17 protein-coding genes are annotated in these 21,155 nt (G+C 61.3%); 12 read left to right on the top strand and 5 right to left on the bottom strand.

Annotated elements, in window-relative coordinates:
- Window positions 1-158 precede the first annotated feature (158 nt).
- The 7 genes from BT125_RS16285 to BT125_RS16255 all read left to right on the top strand — a co-directional run bounded on the left by BT125_RS16285 (window position 159) and on the right by BT125_RS16255 (window position 8,166).
- Window positions 159-677, top strand: a complete 519-nt coding sequence (locus tag BT125_RS16285) for a DUF2059 domain-containing protein (RefSeq protein ID WP_060738605.1) — start codon at window positions 159-161, stop codon at window positions 675-677.
- 12 nt (window positions 678-689) lie between these two features.
- Complete coding sequence (locus BT125_RS16280) at window positions 690-989, top strand: BolA family protein (RefSeq protein WP_060738604.1); 300 nt, start codon at window positions 690-692, stop codon at window positions 987-989.
- A 287-nt stretch (window positions 990-1,276) separates the two neighbouring features.
- Entirely contained in the window at window positions 1,277-2,218 is a 942-nt protein-coding gene (locus tag BT125_RS16275) for an oxygen-dependent tRNA uridine(34) hydroxylase TrhO (protein ID WP_072408456.1), read from the top strand.
- Window positions 2,219-2,254: 36 nt separating this feature from the next.
- Complete coding sequence (locus tag BT125_RS16270; protein WP_170866842.1) at window positions 2,255-2,857, top strand: DsbA family protein; 603 nt, start codon at window positions 2,255-2,257, stop codon at window positions 2,855-2,857.
- A complete protein-coding gene (locus tag BT125_RS16265; protein ID WP_072408452.1) occupies window positions 2,850-4,676 on the top strand; it encodes an ABC transporter ATP-binding protein in 1,827 nt (608 codons plus the stop codon). Before BT125_RS16270 ends, BT125_RS16265 begins: the two co-directional genes overlap by 8 nt.
- A 181-nt stretch (window positions 4,677-4,857) precedes the next feature.
- The gene (locus BT125_RS16260) at window positions 4,858-7,317 is read left to right on the top strand and encodes an EAL domain-containing protein (protein WP_072408449.1); all 2,460 of its coding nucleotides are present in this window, start codon (window positions 4,858-4,860) and stop codon (window positions 7,315-7,317) included.
- 78 nt (window positions 7,318-7,395) lie between these two features.
- On the top strand, window positions 7,396-8,166 hold the full coding sequence (locus BT125_RS16255; protein ID WP_371857814.1) for an iron-containing redox enzyme family protein: 771 nt from the start codon (window positions 7,396-7,398) through the stop codon (window positions 8,164-8,166).
- Between the two features lie 184 nt (window positions 8,167-8,350).
- On the opposite strand, the gene BT125_RS16250 is transcribed toward BT125_RS16255, so the two are convergent.
- The 5 genes from BT125_RS16250 to BT125_RS16230 all read right to left on the bottom strand — a co-directional run bounded on the left by BT125_RS16250 (window position 8,351) and on the right by BT125_RS16230 (window position 13,321).
- Window positions 8,351-9,277: a GGDEF domain-containing protein gene (locus BT125_RS16250; protein WP_072408445.1), complete on the bottom strand. Its 927-nt coding sequence runs from the start codon at window positions 9,275-9,277 to the stop codon at window positions 8,351-8,353.
- Between the two features lie 351 nt (window positions 9,278-9,628).
- Window positions 9,629-10,369: a YciK family oxidoreductase gene (locus BT125_RS16245; protein WP_072408443.1), complete on the bottom strand. Its 741-nt coding sequence runs from the start codon at window positions 10,367-10,369 to the stop codon at window positions 9,629-9,631.
- 184 nt (window positions 10,370-10,553) lie between these two features.
- Window positions 10,554-11,225, bottom strand: coding sequence for an N-acetylmuramic acid 6-phosphate phosphatase MupP (mupP, locus tag BT125_RS16240; protein WP_072408441.1), 672 nt, complete (start codon window positions 11,223-11,225; stop codon window positions 10,554-10,556).
- A gap of 4 nt (window positions 11,226-11,229) precedes the next feature.
- On the bottom strand, window positions 11,230-11,928 hold the full coding sequence (gene ubiG / locus BT125_RS16235; protein WP_072408439.1) for a bifunctional 2-polyprenyl-6-hydroxyphenol methylase/3-demethylubiquinol 3-O-methyltransferase UbiG: 699 nt from the start codon (window positions 11,926-11,928) through the stop codon (window positions 11,230-11,232).
- A gap of 61 nt (window positions 11,929-11,989) precedes the next feature.
- The gene (locus tag BT125_RS16230; RefSeq protein WP_072408437.1) at window positions 11,990-13,321 is read right to left on the bottom strand and encodes a TRZ/ATZ family hydrolase; all 1,332 of its coding nucleotides are present in this window, start codon (window positions 13,319-13,321) and stop codon (window positions 11,990-11,992) included.
- 106 nt (window positions 13,322-13,427) lie between these two features.
- Between BT125_RS16230 and mtnA the strand changes: the two genes are divergently transcribed.
- The 5 genes from mtnA to hisC all read left to right on the top strand — a co-directional run bounded on the left by mtnA (window position 13,428) and on the right by hisC (window position 21,150).
- Window positions 13,428-14,504 (top strand): S-methyl-5-thioribose-1-phosphate isomerase, encoded by a 1,077-nt coding sequence (gene mtnA, locus BT125_RS16225; protein ID WP_072408435.1) that lies wholly within the window; start codon window positions 13,428-13,430, stop codon window positions 14,502-14,504.
- Window positions 14,505-14,951: 447 nt separating this feature from the next.
- Window positions 14,952-17,615 carry a DNA gyrase subunit A gene (gene gyrA, locus BT125_RS16220; RefSeq protein WP_072408434.1) on the top strand — a complete coding sequence of 888 codons (2,664 nt, stop codon included), beginning with the start codon at window positions 14,952-14,954 and terminating at the stop codon, window positions 17,613-17,615.
- Window positions 17,616-17,844: 229 nt separating this feature from the next.
- Window positions 17,845-18,930 (top strand): 3-phosphoserine/phosphohydroxythreonine transaminase, encoded by a 1,086-nt coding sequence (serC, locus tag BT125_RS16215; RefSeq protein WP_003199231.1) that lies wholly within the window; start codon window positions 17,845-17,847, stop codon window positions 18,928-18,930.
- Window positions 18,930-20,024: a prephenate dehydratase gene (pheA, locus tag BT125_RS16210; RefSeq protein ID WP_003199233.1), complete on the top strand. Its 1,095-nt coding sequence runs from the start codon at window positions 18,930-18,932 to the stop codon at window positions 20,022-20,024. The genes serC and pheA overlap by 1 nt, the downstream gene beginning before the upstream one ends.
- 13 nt (window positions 20,025-20,037) lie before the next feature.
- Window positions 20,038-21,150, top strand: coding sequence for a histidinol-phosphate transaminase (gene hisC, locus BT125_RS16205; RefSeq protein ID WP_072408433.1), 1,113 nt, complete (start codon window positions 20,038-20,040; stop codon window positions 21,148-21,150).
- Window positions 21,151-21,155 lie beyond the last annotated feature (5 nt).

Below are 21,155 nucleotides of genomic sequence, written 5' to 3'. Positions count from 1 at the left end.
TGGGCGGCTCCGGTTCCCTCAATCATCCCTCGATCCAGCAACGCTGGCTTCGGCCCGTCAATCGGACCCAACAACCATCGGGGTTGAGCCCCGGCGTTTTTTAGGCGCAGAATGGTCGCCCTTGGGGTTTTACCTCGCCTGTAATGAAAGGAAACTCGATGACCCGTCTTCGTGCCATCTGTACCGCAGTTGCTCTGGTGTGTGCCAGCGGCCCTGTTTTCGCCGATACCGCCAGCCACAACGCCAGCGCCGAAGCGTTCCTGACCCTGGCGCACGCTGACAAACTGGGCACTCCGGTGTACATGCAAGTGCAACAGATGTTCGCCCAGCGCTTTGAACAGACCAAGGCCCCCGAGTCGAAGAAAGCCACCCTGGAAACCTACCAGGCCAAGGCCAATGCCGCGCTGGACCAAGCCATCGGCTGGAACAAGCTCAAGCCGGACATGGTCAAGCTCTACACCAGCAACTTCAACGAATCGGAGCTCAAGGACCTGGTCGCTTTCTACCAGTCGCCATTGGGCAAGAAAGTCCTGGAAAAAATGCCACAGTTGACCCAGCAATCGGCCCAACTGACCCAGGCCAAGCTTGAAAGCGCGGTGCCGGTGGTCAACAAGCTGCTGGCCGACATGACGGCCGAGCTCGAGCCAAAAGCCGCTCCAGCCAAGAAAAAGCCGTAAGCGGAGCCCGGTATGAGCATGCAACAACGCATCGAATCAACGCTAGGGCTGTTGCAGCCCGAGCATCTGCAAGTGCTGGATGAGAGCCACATGCACAGCCGGGGGCTGCAGACCCACTTCAAGGCCGTGGTGGTCAGCCAGCAGTTCGAAGGGCTCAATCGCGTCAAGCGTCACCAGAAGGTCTATGGCACGCTGGGCGAGCTGATGGGCGAATTCCATGCGTTGGCGCTGCACACTTACACCCCTGAAGAGTGGGCCCGGATCGATGCGGCCCCGGCTTCGCCGACCTGTGCCGGTGGTAGCAAGCACTGATTTGCTGAGGGGCACTGCTGCTGGTGAGGGTTTTATCTGTGGCGAGGGGATTTATCCCCGTTGGGCTGCGAAGCGGCCCTGAAAGCCGTCACCCAGATGTATCAGGCTGATTGCCTGCAGCTGGCTTAACCAGCGGGGATAAATCCCCTCGCCACAGGAAGGCCTTCGAATCGCAGTCCTGTAACCCACCGGTTTTTGTTAGAATCCGCAACGCGCCGCTCACCCGGCGCGTTTTTTTTTCGCATCCGGTTCACCCTTTACGAGGGTAGCCACCTGGAGAAACACCCATGACACAACCCATTGTCGTGGCGGCACTGTATAAGTTCGTCACTCTGGAAGATTACGTCGAGCTGCGTGAGCCCTTGCTCAAGGCCATGCTCGACAACGGTATCAAAGGCACGTTGCTGATCGCCGAAGAAGGCATCAACGGCACGGTCTCCGGCACCCGCGAAGGCATCGACGGCCTTCTGGCCTGGCTCAAGAACGATCCGCGCATGATCGACATCGACCATAAAGAGTCGTATTGCGATGAGCAGCCGTTCTACCGCACCAAGGTCAAGCTCAAGAAAGAGATCGTCACCCTTGGCGTCGAAGGCGTGGACCCGAACAAGCAAGTTGGCACCTATGTCGAACCGCGGGACTGGAACGCGCTGATCAGCGATCCGGAAGTGCTGCTGATCGACACTCGCAACGATTATGAAGTGTCCATCGGCACCTTCGAAGGCGCCATCGACCCCAAGACCACCAGCTTTCGCGAGTTCCCCGAGTACATCAAGGCCCACTTCGACCCGGCCAGACACAAGAAAGTCGCGATGTTCTGCACCGGTGGCATTCGCTGTGAAAAAGCCTCCAGCTACATGCTTGGCCAGGGGTTCGACGAGGTCTATCACCTCAAGGGCGGCATCCTGAAATACCTCGAAGAGGTTCCTCAGGAAGAAACCAAGTGGCGCGGCGACTGCTTCGTGTTCGATAACCGCGTGACCGTTCGCCACGACCTCAGCGAAGGGGACTACGATCAATGTCACGCTTGTCGTACCCCGGTGAGCGTAGAAGACCGCGCTTCGGAGCACTATGTGCCTGGCATCAGTTGCCCGCATTGCTGGGATAAGCTGAGCGAGAAAACCCGTCGCAGCGCCATCGACCGGCAGAAGCAGATCGAGTTGGCCAAGGCGCGCAACATGCCGCACCCGATCGGCTACAACTACAAGCAAACATCTTCCGAGGCTTGAACCATGACGTCACGCCTGCTCTATGTGATGGACCCGATGTGTTCCTGGTGCTGGGGCTTTGCGCCGGTGGCCGAGGCGTTGGTCGAGCAGGCCCACGCCGCGGGTGTGGCGTTGCACCTGGTGGTGGGCGGTTTGCGCACCGGCAGCGGTTCGGCGTTGGAGCCAACCACCCGGCGCTACATTCTCGAGCATTGGCAGGCCGTGACCCAAGCCACCGGCCAGCCCTTCAAGCTTGAAGGCGCGTTGCCGGACGGTTTCGTCTACGACACCGAGCCCGCCTGCCGGGCAGTGGTGACGGCCCGCAGCCTAGCCCCGGACCTGGCCTGGACGCTGTTGAAGCTGATCCAACAGGCCTTTTATGTAGAAGGCCGTGACGTCACCCACGCCAGCGTGCTGGTGGAGCTGGCCGAGCAGGCCGGGCTGCCACGCATCGAATTCGCCGCGGCCTTCGACCGCGCCGATCAACATGCGGCCACCGCGGCGGATTTCACCTGGGTGCAGGATTTGGGCATTGCCGGGTTCCCCACGCTGCTGGCCGAGCGTGACGGCCAGTTGGCCTTGCTGACCAACGGTTACCAGCCCCTGAACCAGTTGTCGCCCTTGCTTGGCCGCTGGCTGGAGCGCGCGACCTGTGCCTGAGCGGCCGTCAGCCCCATCCACTTCGCAGCGCATCGATCGGTTGAGCTGGGCGGAAATCCGTCGCCTGGCCCTCAAGCATAAAAAAGCCCTGTGGATCGCCAACGGCGTGGCCGTGCTGGCGACGCTGTGCAGCGTGCCGATTCCGTTGCTGTTGCCGCTGCTGGTGGACGAGGTCCTGCTGGGCCACGGCGATGCGGCCCTGAAAGTCATGAACCATGCCTTGCCAACGGCGTGGCAGAGCGCAGCGGGCTATATCGGGCTGATGTTGCTGGCGACCCTGACACTGCGCTGTGGCGCCTTGCTGTTCAACGTGGTGCAGGCGCGCTTGTTCGCCAGGCTGGCCAAGGACATCGTCTATCGCATTCGCATCCGCTTGATCGAACGCCTCAAGCGAATCTCCCTGGGCGAGTACGAAAGCCTGGGCAGCGGTACCGTGGCCGCCCACCTGGTCACCGACCTGGACACCCTCGACAAATTCATCGGCGAGACCCTCAGCCGTTTCCTGGTGGCGATGCTGACCCTGGTGGGCACCGCCGGGATCCTGGTGTGGATGCACTGGGAACTGGCGCTGCTGATCCTGCTGTTCAACCCGCTGGTGATCTACGCCACGGTGCAACTGGGCAAGCGGGTCAAACACCTCAAGAAACTGGAGAACGACAGCACCTCGCGCTTCACCCAGGCCTTGACCGAAACCCTGGATGCCATCCAGGAAGTGCGCGCCGGCAACCGCCAGGGTTATTTCCTTGGCCGATTGGGGATGCGTGCCAAGGAGGTCCGCGATTACGCCGTGAATTCGCAGTGGAAAACCGACGCCTCGAACCGCGCCAGTGGTTTGCTGTTCCAGTTCGGCATCGATATTTTTCGCGCGGCGGCCATGCTCACCGTGGTGTTTTCCGACCTGTCCATCGGCCAGATGCTGGCGGTGTTCAGCTACCTCTGGTTCATGATCGGCCCGGTCGAGCAGTTGTTGAACCTGCAGTACGCCTATTACGCGGCCGGCGGCGCCTTGAACCGGATCAACGAATTGCTGGCCCGGGCCGACGAGCCCCAGTACACGGGGGGCGTCGATCCGTTCAAGGGCCGTGACACCGTGGGCATTGAAATCCAGGGGTTGAGTTTTGGTTACGGCGAGGAACTGGTGCTCGACCAGTTGAACCTGTCCATTTCGCCGGGCGAGAAAGTCGCCATCGTCGGGGCCAGTGGCGGCGGCAAGAGCACCTTGGTGCAGTTGCTGCTGGGGTTGTACACGCCACAGTCGGGCAGTATTCGTTTCGGCGGCGCCACGCAGCAGGAGATCGGCCTGGACACCATTCGAGAGAATGTGGCAGTGGTGTTGCAACATCCGGCGCTGTTCAACGATACGGTACGGGCCAACCTTGCCATGGGCCGTGAGTGCAGCGACGACGACTGCTGGCGGGCACTGGAAATCGCCCAGCTCGACGCCACGGTCCGGGCGCTGCCCCAGGGCCTGGAAAGCGTAGTCGGGCGTTCCGGGGTTCGGCTGTCGGGCGGGCAGCGCCAACGGCTGGCCATCGCCCGCATGGTACTGGCCGACCCTCGGGTGGTGATTCTCGACGAAGCCACCTCGGCATTGGACGCGGCCACCGAGTACAACCTTCACCAGGCATTGGCGCGTTTTTTGAGCGCACGCACCACATTGATCATCGCCCACCGGCTTTCGGCGGTGAAGCAAGCTGATCGGGTATTGGTGTTCGACGGTGGGCAAGTCGCCGAAGACGGCGACCATTTGCAGTTGATTGCCGACGGGGGCCTCTACGCTCGACTTTATGGCCATTTGCAACAGATACAACAGCCTTGAGTTTCCCGCCGTTTTCTGTGCTTAGTATCGGAAAAAACAGGCAAACACGCCGATTCTTCCAAATTCCACGCAAAGATCTCTTCATCCATTCATTCGATGGGTCGAAAACTAGCCTAGGCTGTTGAGTCAGGAGCGGAATTCTGGCGGGTGTTCGTCCGGCAGTACCTGTGCAAGGGACCTCATGAAGCAAAAGCAGACTCTCGGAACACCACGGCTGCTGGGCATCGTCTGGCCCTTTATTGCCGTTGTGCTATTTCAGGCATTGCTTGGCGGTGTCAGCCTTTACGTGCTGTCCGCGGTTCGTGGCTATGTAGCGGGGGAGAGTCTCTGGTCCAAGGGCCAGAAAGACGCCATCTATTACCTCAACCTCTACGCCGACAGCCGTGACGAGGTGATTTTCCGCAAATACCAGCAAGCCATTGCCGTGCCCGAGGGCGGTCATGAGCTGCGGGTAGCGCTGGACCGCGAACCGCCGAACCTGGAAGCGGCACGGGCCGGCATCCTCAAGGGCGGCAATCACCCGGACGATGTGTCCAGCCTGATCTGGCTTTATCTGAATTTCCGTCACTTCAGTTACCTGGAGGAAGCCATCGATCTCTGGACGGTGGGCGATGGCTACCTGACCGAATTGGATAACGTCGCCCGGCAGATGCACAGCAGTATTGCCGCGGGCCAGGCGTCAGAGGTGGATATTCGCGGCTGGAAGGCCCAGATCTTTGCGATCAACGATTCCGTCACCCCGGCTGCCAAGGCGTTCAGCGACGCGTTGGGCGAAGGCTCGCGTTTCATTCTGCGGCTCTTGCTGGTGACCAATTTCGCCACAGCCCTGGGGTTGATCGTCCTGGCGTTGTTGCGTACCCATAAACTGCTGGCCCAACGGCAGGTGTTTGCCAATGCACTGCAGATGGAGAAAGAACGGGCACAGATCACGCTGCAATCCATCGGTGATGGGGTGATCACCACCGACGTGGAAGGGGCCATCGCCTACATGAACCCCGCCGCCGAAGCGATGACCCATTGGAAAGCCGAACACGCTACGGGCTTGCCCCTGGCCGCGCTGTTCAATTTGCTCGATGACAATGCCCAGACCGAAGGACTGACTCTGATCGAGCACATCCTCAGCGGTCGGCTCAGCGGCGCCAGTGAGCATTCGAAACTGATCCAGCGCCTGGATGGCAGCACCGTGTCAGTCACCCTGGTGGGCGCGCCGATCCGCCATGCGGGCAAGGTCAGTGGCGCCGTGCTGGTGCTGCATGACATGACCCAGGAGCGGCAATACATCGCCAACCTGTCATGGCAAGCCACCCATGACGCCCTGACTGGCCTGGCCAATCGCCGGGAATTCGAGTATCGCCTCGAGCAGGCCTTGCACAACCTCACTCGCCAGATCGGGCGCCATGCCTTGATGTTTCTCGACCTGGATCAGTTCAAGCTGGTCAACGACACCTGCGGCCATGCGGCGGGTGACGAATTGTTGCGGCATATCTGCGCCTTGCTGCAGTCAGGGTTGCGGGAAAATGACACCCTGGCCCGGCTGGGTGGCGATGAGTTCGGGATCTTGCTGGAGAACTGTTCACCGGAGGCGGCGGAAAAGATCGCCGAAGGGCTGCGCCAGACCGTGCAGAACCTGCATTTTGTCTGGAAGGGCCGGCCGTTCGTGACCACCGTGAGTATCGGCCTGGTGCATATCGCCCAGACCCCGACGACCCTGGAGGCTTCCCTGCGGGCCGCCGACATGGCCTGTTACATGGCCAAGGAAAAAGGGCGCAACCGGGTCCAGGTCTATCACGCCGACGACTCGGAGTTGTCCCTGCGCTTTGGCGAGATGGCCTGGGTCCAGCGCTTGCACATGGCCCTGGAGGAAAACCGCTTTTGTCTCTACGCCCAGGAAATCGCCGCGCTGGGGCCGGGCGATCATGGCGGCGGGCACATTGAAATCCTGTTGCGCCTGCATGACGAAGCCGGGCGGATGATCCTGCCGGACAGCTTCATTCCCGCGGCGGAACGCTACGGGCTGATGACGTCCCTGGACCGTTGGGTGGTGGAGAATGTCTTCAAGATCATCCGCCAGTGCCTGAATGAATCGCGGCAGGGGCCCATGGCGATGTGTGCGATTAATCTGTCAGGCACAACTATCGGAGATCAGGCGTTCCTCGACTTCCTGCGTAAACAGTTCGCGGCTTACTCGATTCCCCCGGAAATGATTTGTTTTGAAATTACAGAGACCAGCGCTATTTCGAATCTGGGCAGTGCGATCCGCTTTATCAATGAACTCAAGAGCTTGGGCTGCTATTTCTCGCTGGATGACTTTTGCGCCGGAATGTCTTCATTCGCTTACCTGAAACATTTACCTGTAGACTTCTTGAAGATCGACGGGAGTTTCGTAAAGGATATGCTGGACGACCCGATTAACCGTGCAATGGTCGAAGTGATCAATCACATCGGTCACGTCATGGGTAAGCGCACGATTGCCGAGTTTGTTGAAACCGCCCAGATCGAGCAGGCATTGCTGGAGATAGGGGTGGACTACGCTCAGGGGTATGTGATCGAACGCCCGCAATTGTTTACCTGCGACACGTTGCAATGTCGGCCGGCCCGGCCCCAGCCGCTGTTATTCAAGGCCCCCGGCACGTTCCGCTGAACCTCTTGTTGATCCGAGAAAATCACAATCAAAAGGAGCCCGACAGTGATCGACACATTCAACCGAACAGGCCCGCTCATGGACGCCACAAGCTATCCGAAATGGGCACAGCAGCTCATTACCGATTGCAGCGAGAGCAAGCGCCGGGTTGTCGAACACGAACTGTATCAGCGCATGCGCGACAATAAGCTCAGCGCCAAGACCATGCGCCACTACCTCATAGGTGGTTGGCCGGTCGTCGAGCAGTTCGCTTTATACATGGCACAAAACCTCACCAAGACCCGCTTTGCCCGCCACCCCGGCGAGGACATGGCGCGTCGCTGGCTGATGCGCAACATTCGTGTCGAACTCAACCATGCCGACTACTGGGTCAACTGGAGCGCCGCCCATGGCGTGACCCTGGAAGACCTGCAAGCCCAGCTGGTACCGCCTGAGCTTCATGCCTTGAGTCACTGGTGCTGGCACACCAGTTCCTCGGACTCGTTGATCGTGGCCATCGCCGCGACCAACTACGCTATCGAGGGCGCCACGGGAGAGTGGTCGGCGCTGGTGTGTTCCAACGGTGTCTATGCGGCTGCCTTCGCCGAGGAAGACCGCAAGCGGGCCATGAAGTGGCTGAAGATGCATGCCCAGTACGACGATGCCCATCCTTGGGAAGCCCTGGAAATCATCTGTACGCTGGCTGGGATGAATCCGAGCAAGGCCCTGCAAACGGAGCTGCGTCAGGCCGTGTGCAAGAGCTATGACTACATGTACTTGTTCCTGGAGCATTGCATGCAACTGGAACAGGCGGAGCCTGCCAGCAGGGCGGCATCTACCCGTGAGCGTCTGGCACTGGCCGGGAGCTGATTACTACCGCTACAGATAGCCACAACCTGTGGGAGCGAGCCTGCTCGCGAAGAGGCCTGACAGTCGACGGGGAGGTTGACTGCCAGGCCGCTATCGCGAGCAAGCTCGCTCCCACAGTTGTTTCGGATGAGCGCTGGCTTCACCCCAAATCCCTGTGGGAGCGAGCTCGGTCCCACAATTGCTTTCAGCCGGCCATGGCCAGTCGGTTGCGGCCTTCGCGCTTGGCTACGTACAGCGCGCTGTCGGCCCTGCGCAGCAGGCTTTCCGAGGATTCCCCCGGTAGCAGGGTGGCGCACCCCAGGCTGACCGTCAGCTCGATCCTTTTGCCTGCGGCGAAGTAATCCTGGGTCTGGGCGGCATAACGCAGTCGTTCACCGACCATCGCCGCGGCATCCCGGCTGGTATTGGCCAGCAGGATGAGAAATTCTTCACCACCGAACCTGAAAACCATGTCCACATTGCGCAGTTGGCCCTTGATCGACTCGGCCACGGCCTTGAGCACGTCGTCGCCAACGCCGTGACCATGGTTGTCGTTGATGCGCTTGAAATGATCGATATCGAGCATCAGTACCGACAAGGGTTGCGAATGACGCTTGGCCATATCGATTTCCCGCATCAGGGTCTGGTCCATGGCGATGCGGTTGCCGGTACCTGTCAGCGGATCGCGCAGGGCGCTTTGGGTCGCGGCGCGGTAGAGCAGCGCGTTGCGCAGTGGATACAGCAGCGTCGACATGATGGATTCAAGGTCGCTCTGTTCCGTCTCGGAGAACCGTTGGTTACGACGGAATACCAGCTCACCCAGATGTTCGCCTTCATGGCTGAGGTTGTAGCTGAGGGTGTGATGCCCGCGTTGCCCGAACTCCAGGCGCAGGTCACTGGCCTTGTGCTGATAAGCCAACGCATCCAGGGGCACCAGCCGCTGGATTTCCCGGAAAAACAGGCCCAGGATGCGCTGCGGCTCCAGGCTGGTCTGTAGTTGCTGGCTCAGTTGCTGGCGCAATTGCGACAGACTGACGGAGCGTGCAGGGAGCGGCGATGGCTGGGACAGGCCCAAACGCTGCAATTTGGCGCTGTCGAAGTCGAACGCGTTGATCTGGTTGGGCGTTTTCATTTGGCGTTAGCCCCTAAGCTAAATCTGTCCCGCAGGTTGGGTGCGGCGGCTTTGGGCTGCACGTCGTACTGGTCCTTCAGTCCCGTAGGACAACTGATTTGAGTTTAGTCCGCTTCCATGGCAGGCATAAGTCTCGTCTCACCGTCCATTACCTGCCGAACATGGCATGTTTGAAGAGGTTAGAGCGAAAGTCGTGCCATTCGGTTCACTTCCGTAAAAACCGATTAGGAATCAATGAATTGATAGCGAGTCGCGAAAGCAGGAGCGACGTGGGCTTGGCGGTTCGCCTGGTTTGGCATCGACCAGGGCCGGTATCGTGACGGTAAATCGTCGCACTACCGGCCAGGGGCATTATTGCGCGTTGAACGCCTGACCGTTGACACCGGCGCTGTCCGGGCCCATGAGGTACAGGTAGACCGGCATGATCGCCTCGGGCGTCGGATTGTTGAGCGGGTTTTCTCCCGGATAGGCCTGGGCACGCATGCTGGTGCGGGTGGCGCCGGGGTTGATGCTGTTGGCGCGCACGGCAGCGACGGTATCGACTTCGTCGGCCAGGGTCTGCATCAGCCCCTCGGTGGCGAACTTGGACACGCCATAGGCACCCCAGTAGGCCCGGCCCTTGCGGCCGACGCTGCTGGAGGTGAACACCACGGACGCATCCTTGGACAGTTTGAGCAGCGGCAGCAAGGTGCTGGTGAGCATGAACATCGCGTTGACGTTGACGTGCATCACCCGCATGAAGTTCTCACCGGACAATTGTTCCAGTGGGGTGCGTGGGCCGATGATCGAGGCGTTGTGCAGCAAGCCGTCCAGATGACCGAATTCGGTTTCGATCATCGCCGCCAGTTCATCGTACTGATGAGGCAGTGCGGTTTCGAGGTTGAACGGGATCACGGCTGGCTGTGGATGACCGGCCGCTTCGATTTCATCGTAGACCTGGGTCAGGTTGGCTTCGGTCTTGCCCAGCAGCAGTACGGTGGCACCGTGGGCGGCGTAGGTTTTCGCCGCTGCGGCACCGATCCCGCGACCCGCGCCGGTGACCAGGATCACCCGGCCATTGAGCAGGTCGGGACGGGCGGAATAATCAAACATAAAAAACCTCACGAAACATAACGATGCGTGGTGGTGCGTTGTTGTGGCGAGGGGATTTATCCCCGCTGGGCTGCGAAGCAGCCCCTGTTTTTCATGCCATCGGGATCCAGGCTTTCTGAACTGGCGATGGAGGGGGCGCTTCGCGCTCCAGCGGGAGCAAGCTCCCTCGCCACAACGGCTCAGTTCAGCAACTGCACAACGCGTTATCCAGCACTTCACGTAGTGCCGAAGGGTGGTCGATCACGACATCCGCGCCCCAATGATTCGGGTTGTCGTCCGGGTGGATGTAGCCGTAGGTCACGGCGCAGGTCTTGGTGCCGGCACTGCGGCCGGACTCGATGTCCCGCAGGTCATCGCCCACGAACAGCACGCTGGCCGGATCCAGGTCGAGCATCTTGCAGGCCAGGGTCAGCGGTTCCGGGTCCGGCTTGCTGTTTTTCACGTGGTCAGGGCAGATCAGCACTTTCGAACGCTCGGCCAGGCCCAGTTGCTGCATGATCGGTTCGGCGAAACGCACTGGCTTGTTGGTGACCACGCCCCAGATCAGGTTGGCCGCTTCGATATCGGCCAGCACTTCGGCCATGCCGTCGAACAGGTGGCTGTGGACCGCACAACCTTTGAGGTAACGGTCGAGGAACTCCTGGCGCAGCTCCTCGAACCCTGGTGATTCCGGATCCATGGAAAAGGTCACCGCGACCATCGCCCGGGCGCCACCGGAAATCTCGTCACGAATGTGCTGGGTGTTCATCGGTGGCAAGCCACGGTCGGCGCGCATGGCCTGGCAGATGGCGATGAAGTCTGGCGCGGTGTCGAGCAGCGTGCCGTCCATGTCGAAGAGAACCGCTTTGAGACGCATCGCCTTACTCCTCGCGCAGGGTCTGGATCATGTAGTTGACGTCAACGTCGGTGGCCAGCTTGTAATGCTTGGTCAGCGGGTTGTAGGTCAGGCCGATGATGTCCTTGACGGTCAGCCCGGCCGCGCGGCTCCAGGCGCCCAGTTCGGAGGGGCGGATGAATTTCTTGAAGTCGTGAGTGCCCCGTGGCAACAGCTTCATGATGTACTCGGCGCCGATGATGGCGAACAGGTAGGCCTTCGGGTTGCGGTTGATGGTGGAGAAGAACACCTGGCCGCCCGGCTTGACCATGCGGAAGCAGGCGCGGATGACCGAGGACGGGTCCGGCACGTGTTCGAGCATTTCCAGGCAGGTGACCACATCGAATTGGCCGGGCATTTCTTCGGCCAGGGCTTCGGCGGTGATCTGCCGGTATTCCACGCTGACGCCGGACTCCAATTGATGCAGTTGCGCCACCGCCAGCGGCGCTTCGCCCATGTCGATGCCCATCACCGTCGCCCCACGCTGGGCCATGGCTTCGCTGAGGATGCCGCCGCCGCAACCGACGTCGAGGACCTTCTTGCCGGCCAGGTTGACCCGTTCGTCAATCCAGTTGACCCGCAGCGGGTTGATGTCGTGCAGCGGTTTGAATTCGCTTTCACGGTCCCACCAGCGATGGGCCAGGGCTTCGAACTTGGCGATTTCGGCGTGGTCGACGTTGCTCATGTGCAGATCCTCGAAAAGCTTGAAAAATCAGATGCCCCGAGCCGCGGCTCCAGGGGCGTGGTCATTCGTTGTGGCCGCTGATGCGCCGACCCCAGGCCTGGGCCGCGGCGATCAGTGTCGGTTCGTCCATGCGGGTCAGCCGGCCATCCTCCAGTAACGGCTTGCCGCCTACCCACAGGTGTTTGACGCAATCGCGGCTGGTGGCATAAATCAGTTGCGACACCGGGTCGTAGATCGGCTGTTGGGCCAGGCCTGACAGATCGAAGGCCACCAGGTCGGCGGCCTTGCCGACCTCCAGGGAGCCGACGGTCGCTTCGATGCCCAGCGCCCGGGCACCGTTGAGCGTGGCCATGCGCAGCGCCCGATGGGCATCCAAGGCCGTGGCCGAACCGGCGACGGCCTTGGCCAGCAGGGCGGCGGTGCGGGTTTCGCCGAGCAGGTCCAGGTCGTTGTTGCTCGCCGCACCGTCGGTGCCGAGGGCGACATTGACGCCGGCTTGCCACAGGCGTTCCACCGGGCAGAAACCGCTGGCCAGCTTCAGGTTCGATTCCGGGCAATGGATCACGCTGCAATTGTTTTCTACCAGCAGGGCCTGGTCCTCGTCGCTGATCTGAGTCATGTGCACGGCCTGGAAGCGTGGCCCCAGCAGGCCAAGGCGTTCCAGGCGAGCCATTGGCCGCTCAGCGGTGTTATCCACAGCCTGCTGCACTTCGAAGGCGGTTTCGTGAACATGCATATGAATGGCCGCGTCCAGTTCCTCGGCGATCACGCGGATTTTCTCCAGGTTTTCGTCGCCCACCGTGTAGGGCGCATGCGGGCCGAATGCGACTTTGATCCGCGGGTGGTGCTTGAGGTCGCCAAACAATTCGATGCCCTGACGAATGGCGTCGTCGGCGCTGGCGGCACCGGGGATCGGAAAGTCGAGGATCGGAATGGCGATTTGCGCGCGAATACCGCTGTCGTGGACGCACTCGCTGGCGATCTTGGGGTAGAAATACATGTCGGAAAAGCAGGTGATGCCACCCTTGATCTGCTCGGCGATTGCCAGGTTGGTCCCATCACGGACGAAATCTTCATCGACCCATTTGGCTTCAGCCGGCCAGATGTGCTGTTCCAGCCAGGTCATCAAGGGCAGGTCGTCGGCCAGGCCGCGAAACAAGGTCATGGCTGCGTGGCCGTGGGCGTTGATCAGGCCGGGGCTGAGCAGCATGCCGGGCAGTTCACGGACCTCGGTGGCGTCACACTTGAGGGCTTCTACCCGTGGACCGATGAACACGATGCAGCCGTCGCGAATGCCCAGGCCATGGTCCTTGAGCACTACACCGGCGGGTTCGACAGGTACCAACCAGGTCGGCAGCAATAATAAGTCGAGCGCAACGGCAGGCTTGGGCATCGTGGAACGGTTCCATGGGGTATAAAGGATGGCGAAGTATACCCGAGCGTCTTCGCGGAGGGATCGCTATAATCGGCGGCTTTTGTTCATGAGTACGGGGTGAAGGATGCGCGATCGACTATTGGCTGCGGAGAAGGTGAAGGCCATCGATTGGCGTGATGGCGTCCTGTACCTGCTGGACCAGCGTAGCTTGCCGTTCGAGGAAAGGTGGATCGCCTGCACCCGTGTCGCCGATGTGGCCGAGGCCATTGGCTCGATGGCCGTGCGCGGTGCGCCGGTCATTGGCATCAGTGCGGCGTATGGCGTGGTGCTGGCGGCGCGGGCCAGGATGGCCGAAGGCGGCGATTGGCAAGCGGCCCTGGAGGCCGATTTTGCCTTGCTGACCGCGGCCCGGCCGACGGCGGCGAACCTTTTCTGGGCGCTGGATCGAATGCGCGACCGGCTGGGGCGCTTGAAAGAGCATGCCGAGCCGCTGGCGGTACTTGAGGCCGAAGCCATTGCGATCCACGTGAGCGATCGCGAAGCCAACCTGACCATGGCCCAGTTGGGGGTCGACCTGATCCGCAAGCACCAGGGCAACGCCCAGGCCATTCTCACCCATGGCAACACCGGCGCCCTGGCCTCCGGCGGTTTTGGCACGGCCTTGGGGGTTATCCGGGGTGCGTATATCGAAGGCATGGTGGAATGCGTCTATGCCGATGAAACCCGGCCGTGGCTGCAAGGCTCGCGCCTGACGGCATGGGAACTGGCCCGGGAAGGCATTCCGGTGACCCTCAACGCCGATTCCGCCGCTGCCCATATCATGAAGACCAAGGGCGTGACCTGGGTGATCGTCGGTGCCGATTGCATCGCCGCCAATGGCGACGTGGCGAACAAGATCGGCACTTATCAGTTGGCGGTCTGTGCCATGCACCATGGTGTGCGCTTCATGGTGGTGGCGCCGAGCTCGATCATCGACATGAGCCTGGCCAGCGGTGAAGACATCCCGGCGGAGGAGCGCGACGGGCGCGAACTGCTGGAAATCGGCGGCAGGAGGCTCGGCGCGCAGGTGGGCGCCTTCAACCCGGTCTTCGATATCACCCCGGCGGACCTGATCGACGTTATCGTCACGGAAAAGGGCATCATCGAGCGCCCGGACACCGCGAAGCTGGCGCAGTTGATGTGCCGCAAGCGGTTGCATTGATGGTTTGTGGTGCCCGGTCCATTGCCTTCGCGAGCAAGCCCGCTCCCACATGGGATGTGTGCCGTGCAGTGACGCTGTGAGTGCCTGGATCAAAATGTGGGAGCGGGCTTGCTCGCGAAGCGGCCCTCAAAGGCAATAAATACCTTGCATTTGACCTCTGTTTCTTCATTCATCGCGCCTCTGAGGCTCTCTGGCCCTCTATCAGCCTGTCACCGGTCAACTAACTACGCACCATGCGCATCTGGGGGATAGGTGCGTGGCGGCTCTTGTGATAACATCCGGCGGTTTCCAGGGTTGCCTCGCGAGGTGGCCTTTACTGCGCAGATCCATGGCATAACTCGTTGATTTGTCGTAAGTCGCTGCACGGCATTTGTTCTGCAGCGGCGAGCTTCGTTCGTCCCATCTGGATGTGACGAGGTTTCACCAGAAAAAGGAATCAGGCTTCTCATGGGCGAACTGGCCAAAGAAATCCTCCCGGTCAATATCGAAGACGAGCTGAAACAGTCCTACCTCGACTACGCAATGAGCGTAATCGTCGGGCGGGCGCTGCCGGATGCGCGCGATGGCTTGAAGCCCGTGCACCGGCGCGTGCTGTTCGCGATGAGCGAGCTGGGCAACGACTTCAACAAGCCGTACAAGAAATCCGCCCGTGTCGTCGGCGATGTGATCGGTAAGTATCACCCCCACGGCGACACTGCCGTGTACGACACCATCGTTCGTATGGCGCAACCCTTCTCCTTGCGCTACCTGCTGGTAGACGGCCAGGGCAACTTCGGTTCGGTGGACGGCGACAACGCCGCGGCCATGCGATACACCGAAGTGCGCATGACCAAGCTGGCCCACGAGCTGCTGGCCGACCTGCACAAGGAAACCGTGGACTGGGTGCCGAACTACGACGGCACCGAAATGATCCCGGCGGTCATGCCGACCCGTATCCCGAACCTGCTCGTCAACGGCTCCAGCGGTATCGCCGTGGGCATGGCGACCAACATCCCGCCGCACAACCTCGGTGAAGTCATCGACGGTTGCCTGGCACTTATCGACAATCCCGAGCTGACCGTCGATGAGCTGATGCAATACATCCCCGGTCCGGACTTCCCGACCGCGGCGATCATCAACGGTCGCGCCGGCATCATCGAAGCCTACCGCACCGGCCGTGGACGCATTTACATGCGCGCCCGCTCGACGGTGGAAGACATCGACAAGGTCGGCGGTCGCCAGCAGATCGTCATCACCGAACTGCCGTACCAGCTGAACAAGGCTCGCCTGATCGAGAAGATCGCCGAGCTGGTGAAAGAGAAGAAGCTCGAAGGCATCACCGAGCTGCGCGATGAGTCCGACAAGGACGGCATGCGTGTCGTGATCGAGCTGCGCCGTGGCGAAGTGCCTGAGGTGATTCTCAACAATCTCTACGCCCAGACCCAGCTGCAAAGCGTGTTCGGCATCAACATCGTTGCGCTGATCGACGGCCGTCCGCGGATCCTGAACCTCAAGGACCTGCTGGAAGCCTTCGTGCGTCACCGTCGCGAAGTGGTCACCCGCCGCACGGTGTTCGAACTGCGCAAGGCTCGCGAGCGTGGCCATATTCTCGAAGGGCAGGCCGTCGCCCTGTCGAACATCGACCCAGTGATCGCCTTGATCAAGGCCTCGCCAACTCCGTCGGAAGCCAAGGAAGCGCTGATCAGCACCCCTTGGGAGTCCACCGCGGTGGTGGCGATGGTCGAGCGCGCTGGCGCCGATTCGTGCCGCCCGGAGAACCTCGACCCGCAATACGGCCTGCGCGAAGGCAAGTACTTCCTGTCCCCGGAACAGGCGCAAGCCATCCTGGAACTGCGCCTGCACCGCCTCACCGGCCTTGAGCACGAAAAGCTGCTGGCCGAGTACCAGGAAATCCTCAACCAGATCGGCGAGCTGATCCGCATCCTCAACAGCGCTACGCGCCTGATGGAAGTGATCCGCGAAGAACTGGAAGTGATCCGCGCCGAATACGGCGACGTGCGCCGCACCGAGATCCTCGATGCGCGCCTGGACCTGACCCTGGGTGACATGATCCCGGAAGAAGAGCGCGTGGTGACCATTTCCCACGGCGGCTACGCCAAGACCCAGCCGCTGGCCGCGTACCAGGCCCAGCGTCGCGGCGGCAAGGGCAAGTCCGCGACTGGCGTCAAGGACGAGGACTACATCGCTCACCTGCTGGTCGCCAACAGCCACACCACGCTGCTGCTGTTCTCCAGCAAGGGCAAGGTTTACTGGCTCAAGACCTACGAAATCCCGGAAGCATCCCGTGCCGCTCGCGGCCGTCCGCTGGTCAACCTGTTGCCGCTGGACGATGGTGAATACATCACCACCATGTTACCGGTGGAGGAGTACACCGAGGGTCACTACATCTTCATGGCCACCGCCAACGGAACCGTGAAGAAGACCCCGCTGGAGTCTTTCAGCCGTCAGCGCAGCGTCGGTCTGATCGCCCTGGAGCTGGACGAGGGTGACGTGCTGATCTCCGCTGCCATCACCGACGGCGAGCGTGAAGTCATGCTGTTCTCCGACGGCGGCAAGGTCACTCGCTTCAAGGAGTCCGACGTTCGCGCCATGGGCCGTACCGCTCGCGGTGTGCGCGGCATGCGCCTGCCGGAAGGCCAGAAGCTGATTTCCATGCTGATCCCTGAAGAAGGCAGCCAGATCCTCACCGCTTCGGCCCGTGGTTATGGCAAGCGCACGGCCATCAGCGAGTTCCCAGAGTACAAGCGTGGCGGCCAGGGCGTGATCGCCATGGTCAGCAACGAGCGTAACGGTCGTCTGGTCGGTGCGGTCCAGGTGCTCGATGGCGAGGAGATCATGCTGATCTCCGACCAGGGCACCCTGGTGCGCACGCGGGTCGCCGAAGTGTCGAGCCTGGGTCGTAACACCCAGGGCGTGACGCTGATCAAGCTGGCCAGCGACGAAACGCTGGTCGGGCTTGAGCGGGTCCAGGAACCGTCGGAGGTTGAAGGCGAGGAGTTGGAAGGCGAGGAAGGCGTTGCGTTCGACGGCACCCTCGGGGCCGATGTCGACGACGCTGTCGGCGACCAACCGCTCGACGCTGCCGCAGACGAAGAAGAACCGCAGGACTAAGCGGGCACGCAGGGGGCGGATGAAGATTCGCCCCCTTGTTGTTTGTCCCTTTTGAAAATTTGCGACACTGCGCATTTCTCCTTGTGGGAGCGGGCTTGCTCGCGAATGCGGTAGATCAGTTAATGAGATGTCGACTGACACACCGCATTCGCGAGCAAGCCCGCTCCCACTGGGGAAGATGGGTTTGAATCAAGATTTAAGTGACCACCAGATCAGAGCGAGATTGGATGTGAGCAAGAGAGCCTATAACTTCTGTGCCGGCCCGGCGGCGCTTCCTGAGGCGGTCCTGAAGCGTGCCCAGGGTGAACTTCTCGACTGGCACGGCAAGGGCCTGTCGGTCATGGAAATGAGCCATCGCAGCGATGAGTTCGTGTCCATTGCCACCAAGGCCGAGCAGGACCTGCGTGATCTGCTGAACATCCCGTCCAACTACAAGGTGCTGTTCCTGCAAGGCGGCGCGAGCCAGCAGTTCGCCCAGATCCCGCTGAACCTGCTGCCGGAAAGCGGCAAGGCCGACTACATCGACACCGGCATCTGGTCGCAGAAAGCCATCGAAGAAGCTTCGCGCTACGGTCACGTCAACGTGGCCGCCACCGCCAAGCCCTACGACTATTTCGCGATTCCCGGTCAGAACGAGTGGAACCTGTCCAAGGACGCGGCCTACGTTCACTACGCACCGAACGAAACCATCGGTGGCCTGGAATTCAACTGGATCCCGGAAACGGGCGACGTGCCATTGGTGGCCGACATGTCCTCGGACATTCTCTCGCGCCCTGTGGATATTTCCCGTTTCGGCATGATCTACGCGGGTGCCCAGAAGAATATCGGCCCAAGCGGCATCCTGGTCAGCATCATTCGTGAAGACCTGCTGGGGCGTGCCCGCTCCCTGTGCCCGACCATGCTCAACTACAAGGTCGCGGCCGACAACGGCTCGATGTACAACACCCCGCCGACCCTGGCCTGGTACCTGTCGGGCCTGGTGTTCGAATGGCTGAAAGAGCAGGGCGGTGTCGAAGCCATCGGCAAGCTCAACGAAGTGAAGCAGCGCACGTTGTATGACTTCATCGACGCCAGCGGCCTCTATAGCAACCCGATCAACAAGACCGATCGCTCGTGGATGAACGTGCCGTTCCGCCTAGCCGATGACCGTCTCGACAAACCATTCCTGGCCGGTGCCGACGAACGTGGCCTGCTGAACCTCAAGGGTCACCGTTCGGTCGGTGGCATGCGCGCCTCCATCTACAACGCCGTCGACATCAACGCCGTCAATGCGTTGATCGCCTACATGGCAGAGTTCGAGAAGGAACATGGCTGATGTCTGAGCAAGAACTCAAGGCGCTGCGCCTGCGTATCGATGCCCTGGACGAAAAGGTCCTGGAGCTGATCAGCGAGCGCGCGCGCTGCGCCCAGGAAGTCGCCCGGGTGAAGATGGCCTCCCTGGCCGAAGGCGAAGTGCCGGTGTTCTATCGCCCCGAGCGTGAAGCGCAGGTGCTCAAGCGTGTGATGGAGCGCAACAAGGGGCCGCTGGGCAACGAAGAGATGGCGCGTCTGTTCCGCGAAATCATGTCTTCGTGCCTGGCGCTCGAGCAACCGCTGAAAGTCGCTTACCTGGGCCCGGAAGGTACCTTCACCCAGGCGGCGGCCATGAAGCACTTTGGTCACGCCGTGATCAGCAAGCCGATGGCGGCCATTGACGAAGTGTTCCGTGAAGTGGCCGCCGGCGCGGTGAATTTTGGCGTGGTGCCGGTGGAGAACTCCACCGAAGGCGCGGTCAACCACACGCTGGACAGCTTCCTCGAGCACGACATGGTGATCTGCGGCGAAGTCGAATTGCGCATCCACCACCACCTGCTGGTGGGCGAGAACACCAAGACCGACAGCATCAGTCGGATCTATTCCCACGCCCAGTCGCTGGCCCAGTGCCGCAAGTGGCTGGACGCCCACTATCCGAACGTCGAGCGCGTGGCAGTATCGAGCAACGCCGAGGCGGCCAAGCGGGTCAAGGGCGAGTGGAACTCGGCGGCGATTGCTGGCGATATGGCGGCCGGCCTCTATGGGCTGACGCGCCTGGCGGAAAAAATCGAGGATCGCCCGGACAACTCCACGCGATTTCTGATGATCGGCAGCCAGGAAGTCCCGCCTACCGGCGACGACAAGACCTCGATCATCGTTTCCATGAGTAACAAGCCCGGCGCGCTCCATGAACTGCTGGTGCCGTTCCATGACAACGGTATCGACCTGACGCGGATCGAGACCCGTCCGTCGCGCAGCGGTAAATGGACCTACGTGTTCTTCATCGATTTCGTCGGCCATCACCGCGATCCGCTGGTAAAAGGTGTGCTGGAGAAAATCAGTCAGGAAGCAGTGGCACTCAAGGTGCTGGGTTCCTACCCCAAAGCAGTTCTTTAAGGGCGGATAGCAAATGAGTGGCAACTTCCTCGCTCTGGCTCAGCCAGGCGTGCAACAACTCTCGCCTTACGTTCCGGGCAAGCCCGTGGACGAACTGGCCCGCGAGCTGGACCTGGATCCGGCCAGCATCGTCAAGTTGGCGAGCAACGAAAACCCGTTGGGCGCGAGCCCCAAGGCACTGGCGGCGATCCGCGACGAACTGGCCGAGCTGACCCGTTACCCCGATGGCAATGGCTTTGCACTCAAGAGCCTGCTGGCCGAGCGCTGTGGTGTCGAGCTGAACCAAGTGACGCTGGGCAATGGTTCCAACGACATCCTTGAGCTGGTCGCTCGTGCCTACCTGGCGCCAGGTCTCAACGCGGTGTTCAGCGAGCACGCGTTCGCGGTCTACCCGATCGCGACCCAGGCCGTCGGCGCGGATGCCCGTGTGGTTCCCGCCAAGGACTGGGGGCACGACCTGCCAGCCATGCTGGCCGCCATCGACGCCAACACCCGCGTGGTTTTCATTGCCAACCCGAACAACCCGACCGGCACCTGGTTCGATGCCCAGGCCTTGGATGACTTCCTCCAGGACGTGCCCGCGCACGTGCTGGTGGTGTTGGACGAGGCTTACATCGAATACGCCGAAGGCAGCGATTTGCCCGATGGCCTGGATTTCCTCGCGGCCTACCCGAACCTGCTGGTTTCGCGCACCTTCTCCAAAGCCTATGGCCTGGCCTCGCTGCGGGTCGGCTACGGCCTGTCCACCGCCGTGGTGGCCGATGTGCTGAACCGCGTGCGTCAGCCATTCAACGTCAACAGCTTTGCCCTGGCCGCCGCCTGTGCGGCCTTGCAGGATGAAGCCTACCTGGCTGAAAGCCGTCGCCTCAACGCGGCCGGCATGCAGCAGTTGGAGGCAGGGCTGCGTGAGCTGGGCCTGGGCTGGATTCCATCCAAAGGCAATTTCATCTGCATCGACCTGGGGCGTATCGCCGCGCCGGTGTACCAGGGGCTGTTGCGCGAAGGTGTGATCGTGCGTCCGGTGGCCAATTACGGCATGCCGAACCATTTGCGCGTCACCATCGGCTTGCCGGCGGAAAACAGCCGTTTCCTCGAGGCGTTGAGCAAGGTCCTGGTTCGTGGTTGATGTCA

This window comes from Pseudomonas sp. NFACC04-2 (genome assembly GCF_900119265.1).
Classification (GTDB): Bacteria; Pseudomonadota; Gammaproteobacteria; order Pseudomonadales; family Pseudomonadaceae; genus Aquipseudomonas; species Aquipseudomonas fluorescens_AA.
This window is presented reverse-complemented; position numbering and strand designations above follow the sequence as displayed.

Bases quoted from the DNA above. Each gene is read 5' to 3' on its own strand.
- BT125_RS16285 (WP_060738605.1), top strand. From the start codon at position 159: ATGACCCGTCTTCGTGCCATCTGTACCGCAGTTGCTCTGGTGTGTGCC.
- BT125_RS16280 (WP_060738604.1), top strand. From the start codon at position 690: ATGAGCATGCAACAACGCATCGAATCAACGCTAGGGCTGTTGCAGCCC.
- BT125_RS16275 (WP_072408456.1), top strand. From the start codon at position 1,277: ATGACACAACCCATTGTCGTGGCGGCACTGTATAAGTTCGTCACTCTG.
- BT125_RS16270 (WP_170866842.1), top strand. From the start codon at position 2,255: ATGTGTTCCTGGTGCTGGGGCTTTGCGCCGGTGGCCGAGGCGTTGGTC.
- BT125_RS16260 (WP_072408449.1), top strand. From the start codon at position 4,858: ATGAAGCAAAAGCAGACTCTCGGAACACCACGGCTGCTGGGCATCGTC.
- BT125_RS16255 (WP_371857814.1), top strand. From the start codon at position 7,396: ATGGACGCCACAAGCTATCCGAAATGGGCACAGCAGCTCATTACCGAT.
- BT125_RS16250 (WP_072408445.1), bottom strand. From the start codon at position 9,277: ATGAAAACGCCCAACCAGATCAACGCGTTCGACTTCGACAGCGCCAAA.
- BT125_RS16245 (WP_072408443.1), bottom strand. From the start codon at position 10,369: ATGTTTGATTATTCCGCCCGTCCCGACCTGCTCAATGGCCGGGTGATC.
- mupP (WP_072408441.1), bottom strand. From the start codon at position 11,225: ATGCGTCTCAAAGCGGTTCTCTTCGACATGGACGGCACGCTGCTCGAC.
- ubiG (WP_072408439.1), bottom strand. From the start codon at position 11,928: ATGAGCAACGTCGACCACGCCGAAATCGCCAAGTTCGAAGCCCTGGCC.
- BT125_RS16230 (WP_072408437.1), bottom strand. From the start codon at position 13,321: ATGCCCAAGCCTGCCGTTGCGCTCGACTTATTATTGCTGCCGACCTGG.
- mtnA (WP_072408435.1), top strand. From the start codon at position 13,428: ATGCGCGATCGACTATTGGCTGCGGAGAAGGTGAAGGCCATCGATTGG.
- gyrA (WP_072408434.1), top strand. From the start codon at position 14,952: ATGGGCGAACTGGCCAAAGAAATCCTCCCGGTCAATATCGAAGACGAG.
- pheA (WP_003199233.1), top strand. From the start codon at position 18,930: ATGTCTGAGCAAGAACTCAAGGCGCTGCGCCTGCGTATCGATGCCCTG.
- hisC (WP_072408433.1), top strand. From the start codon at position 20,038: ATGAGTGGCAACTTCCTCGCTCTGGCTCAGCCAGGCGTGCAACAACTC.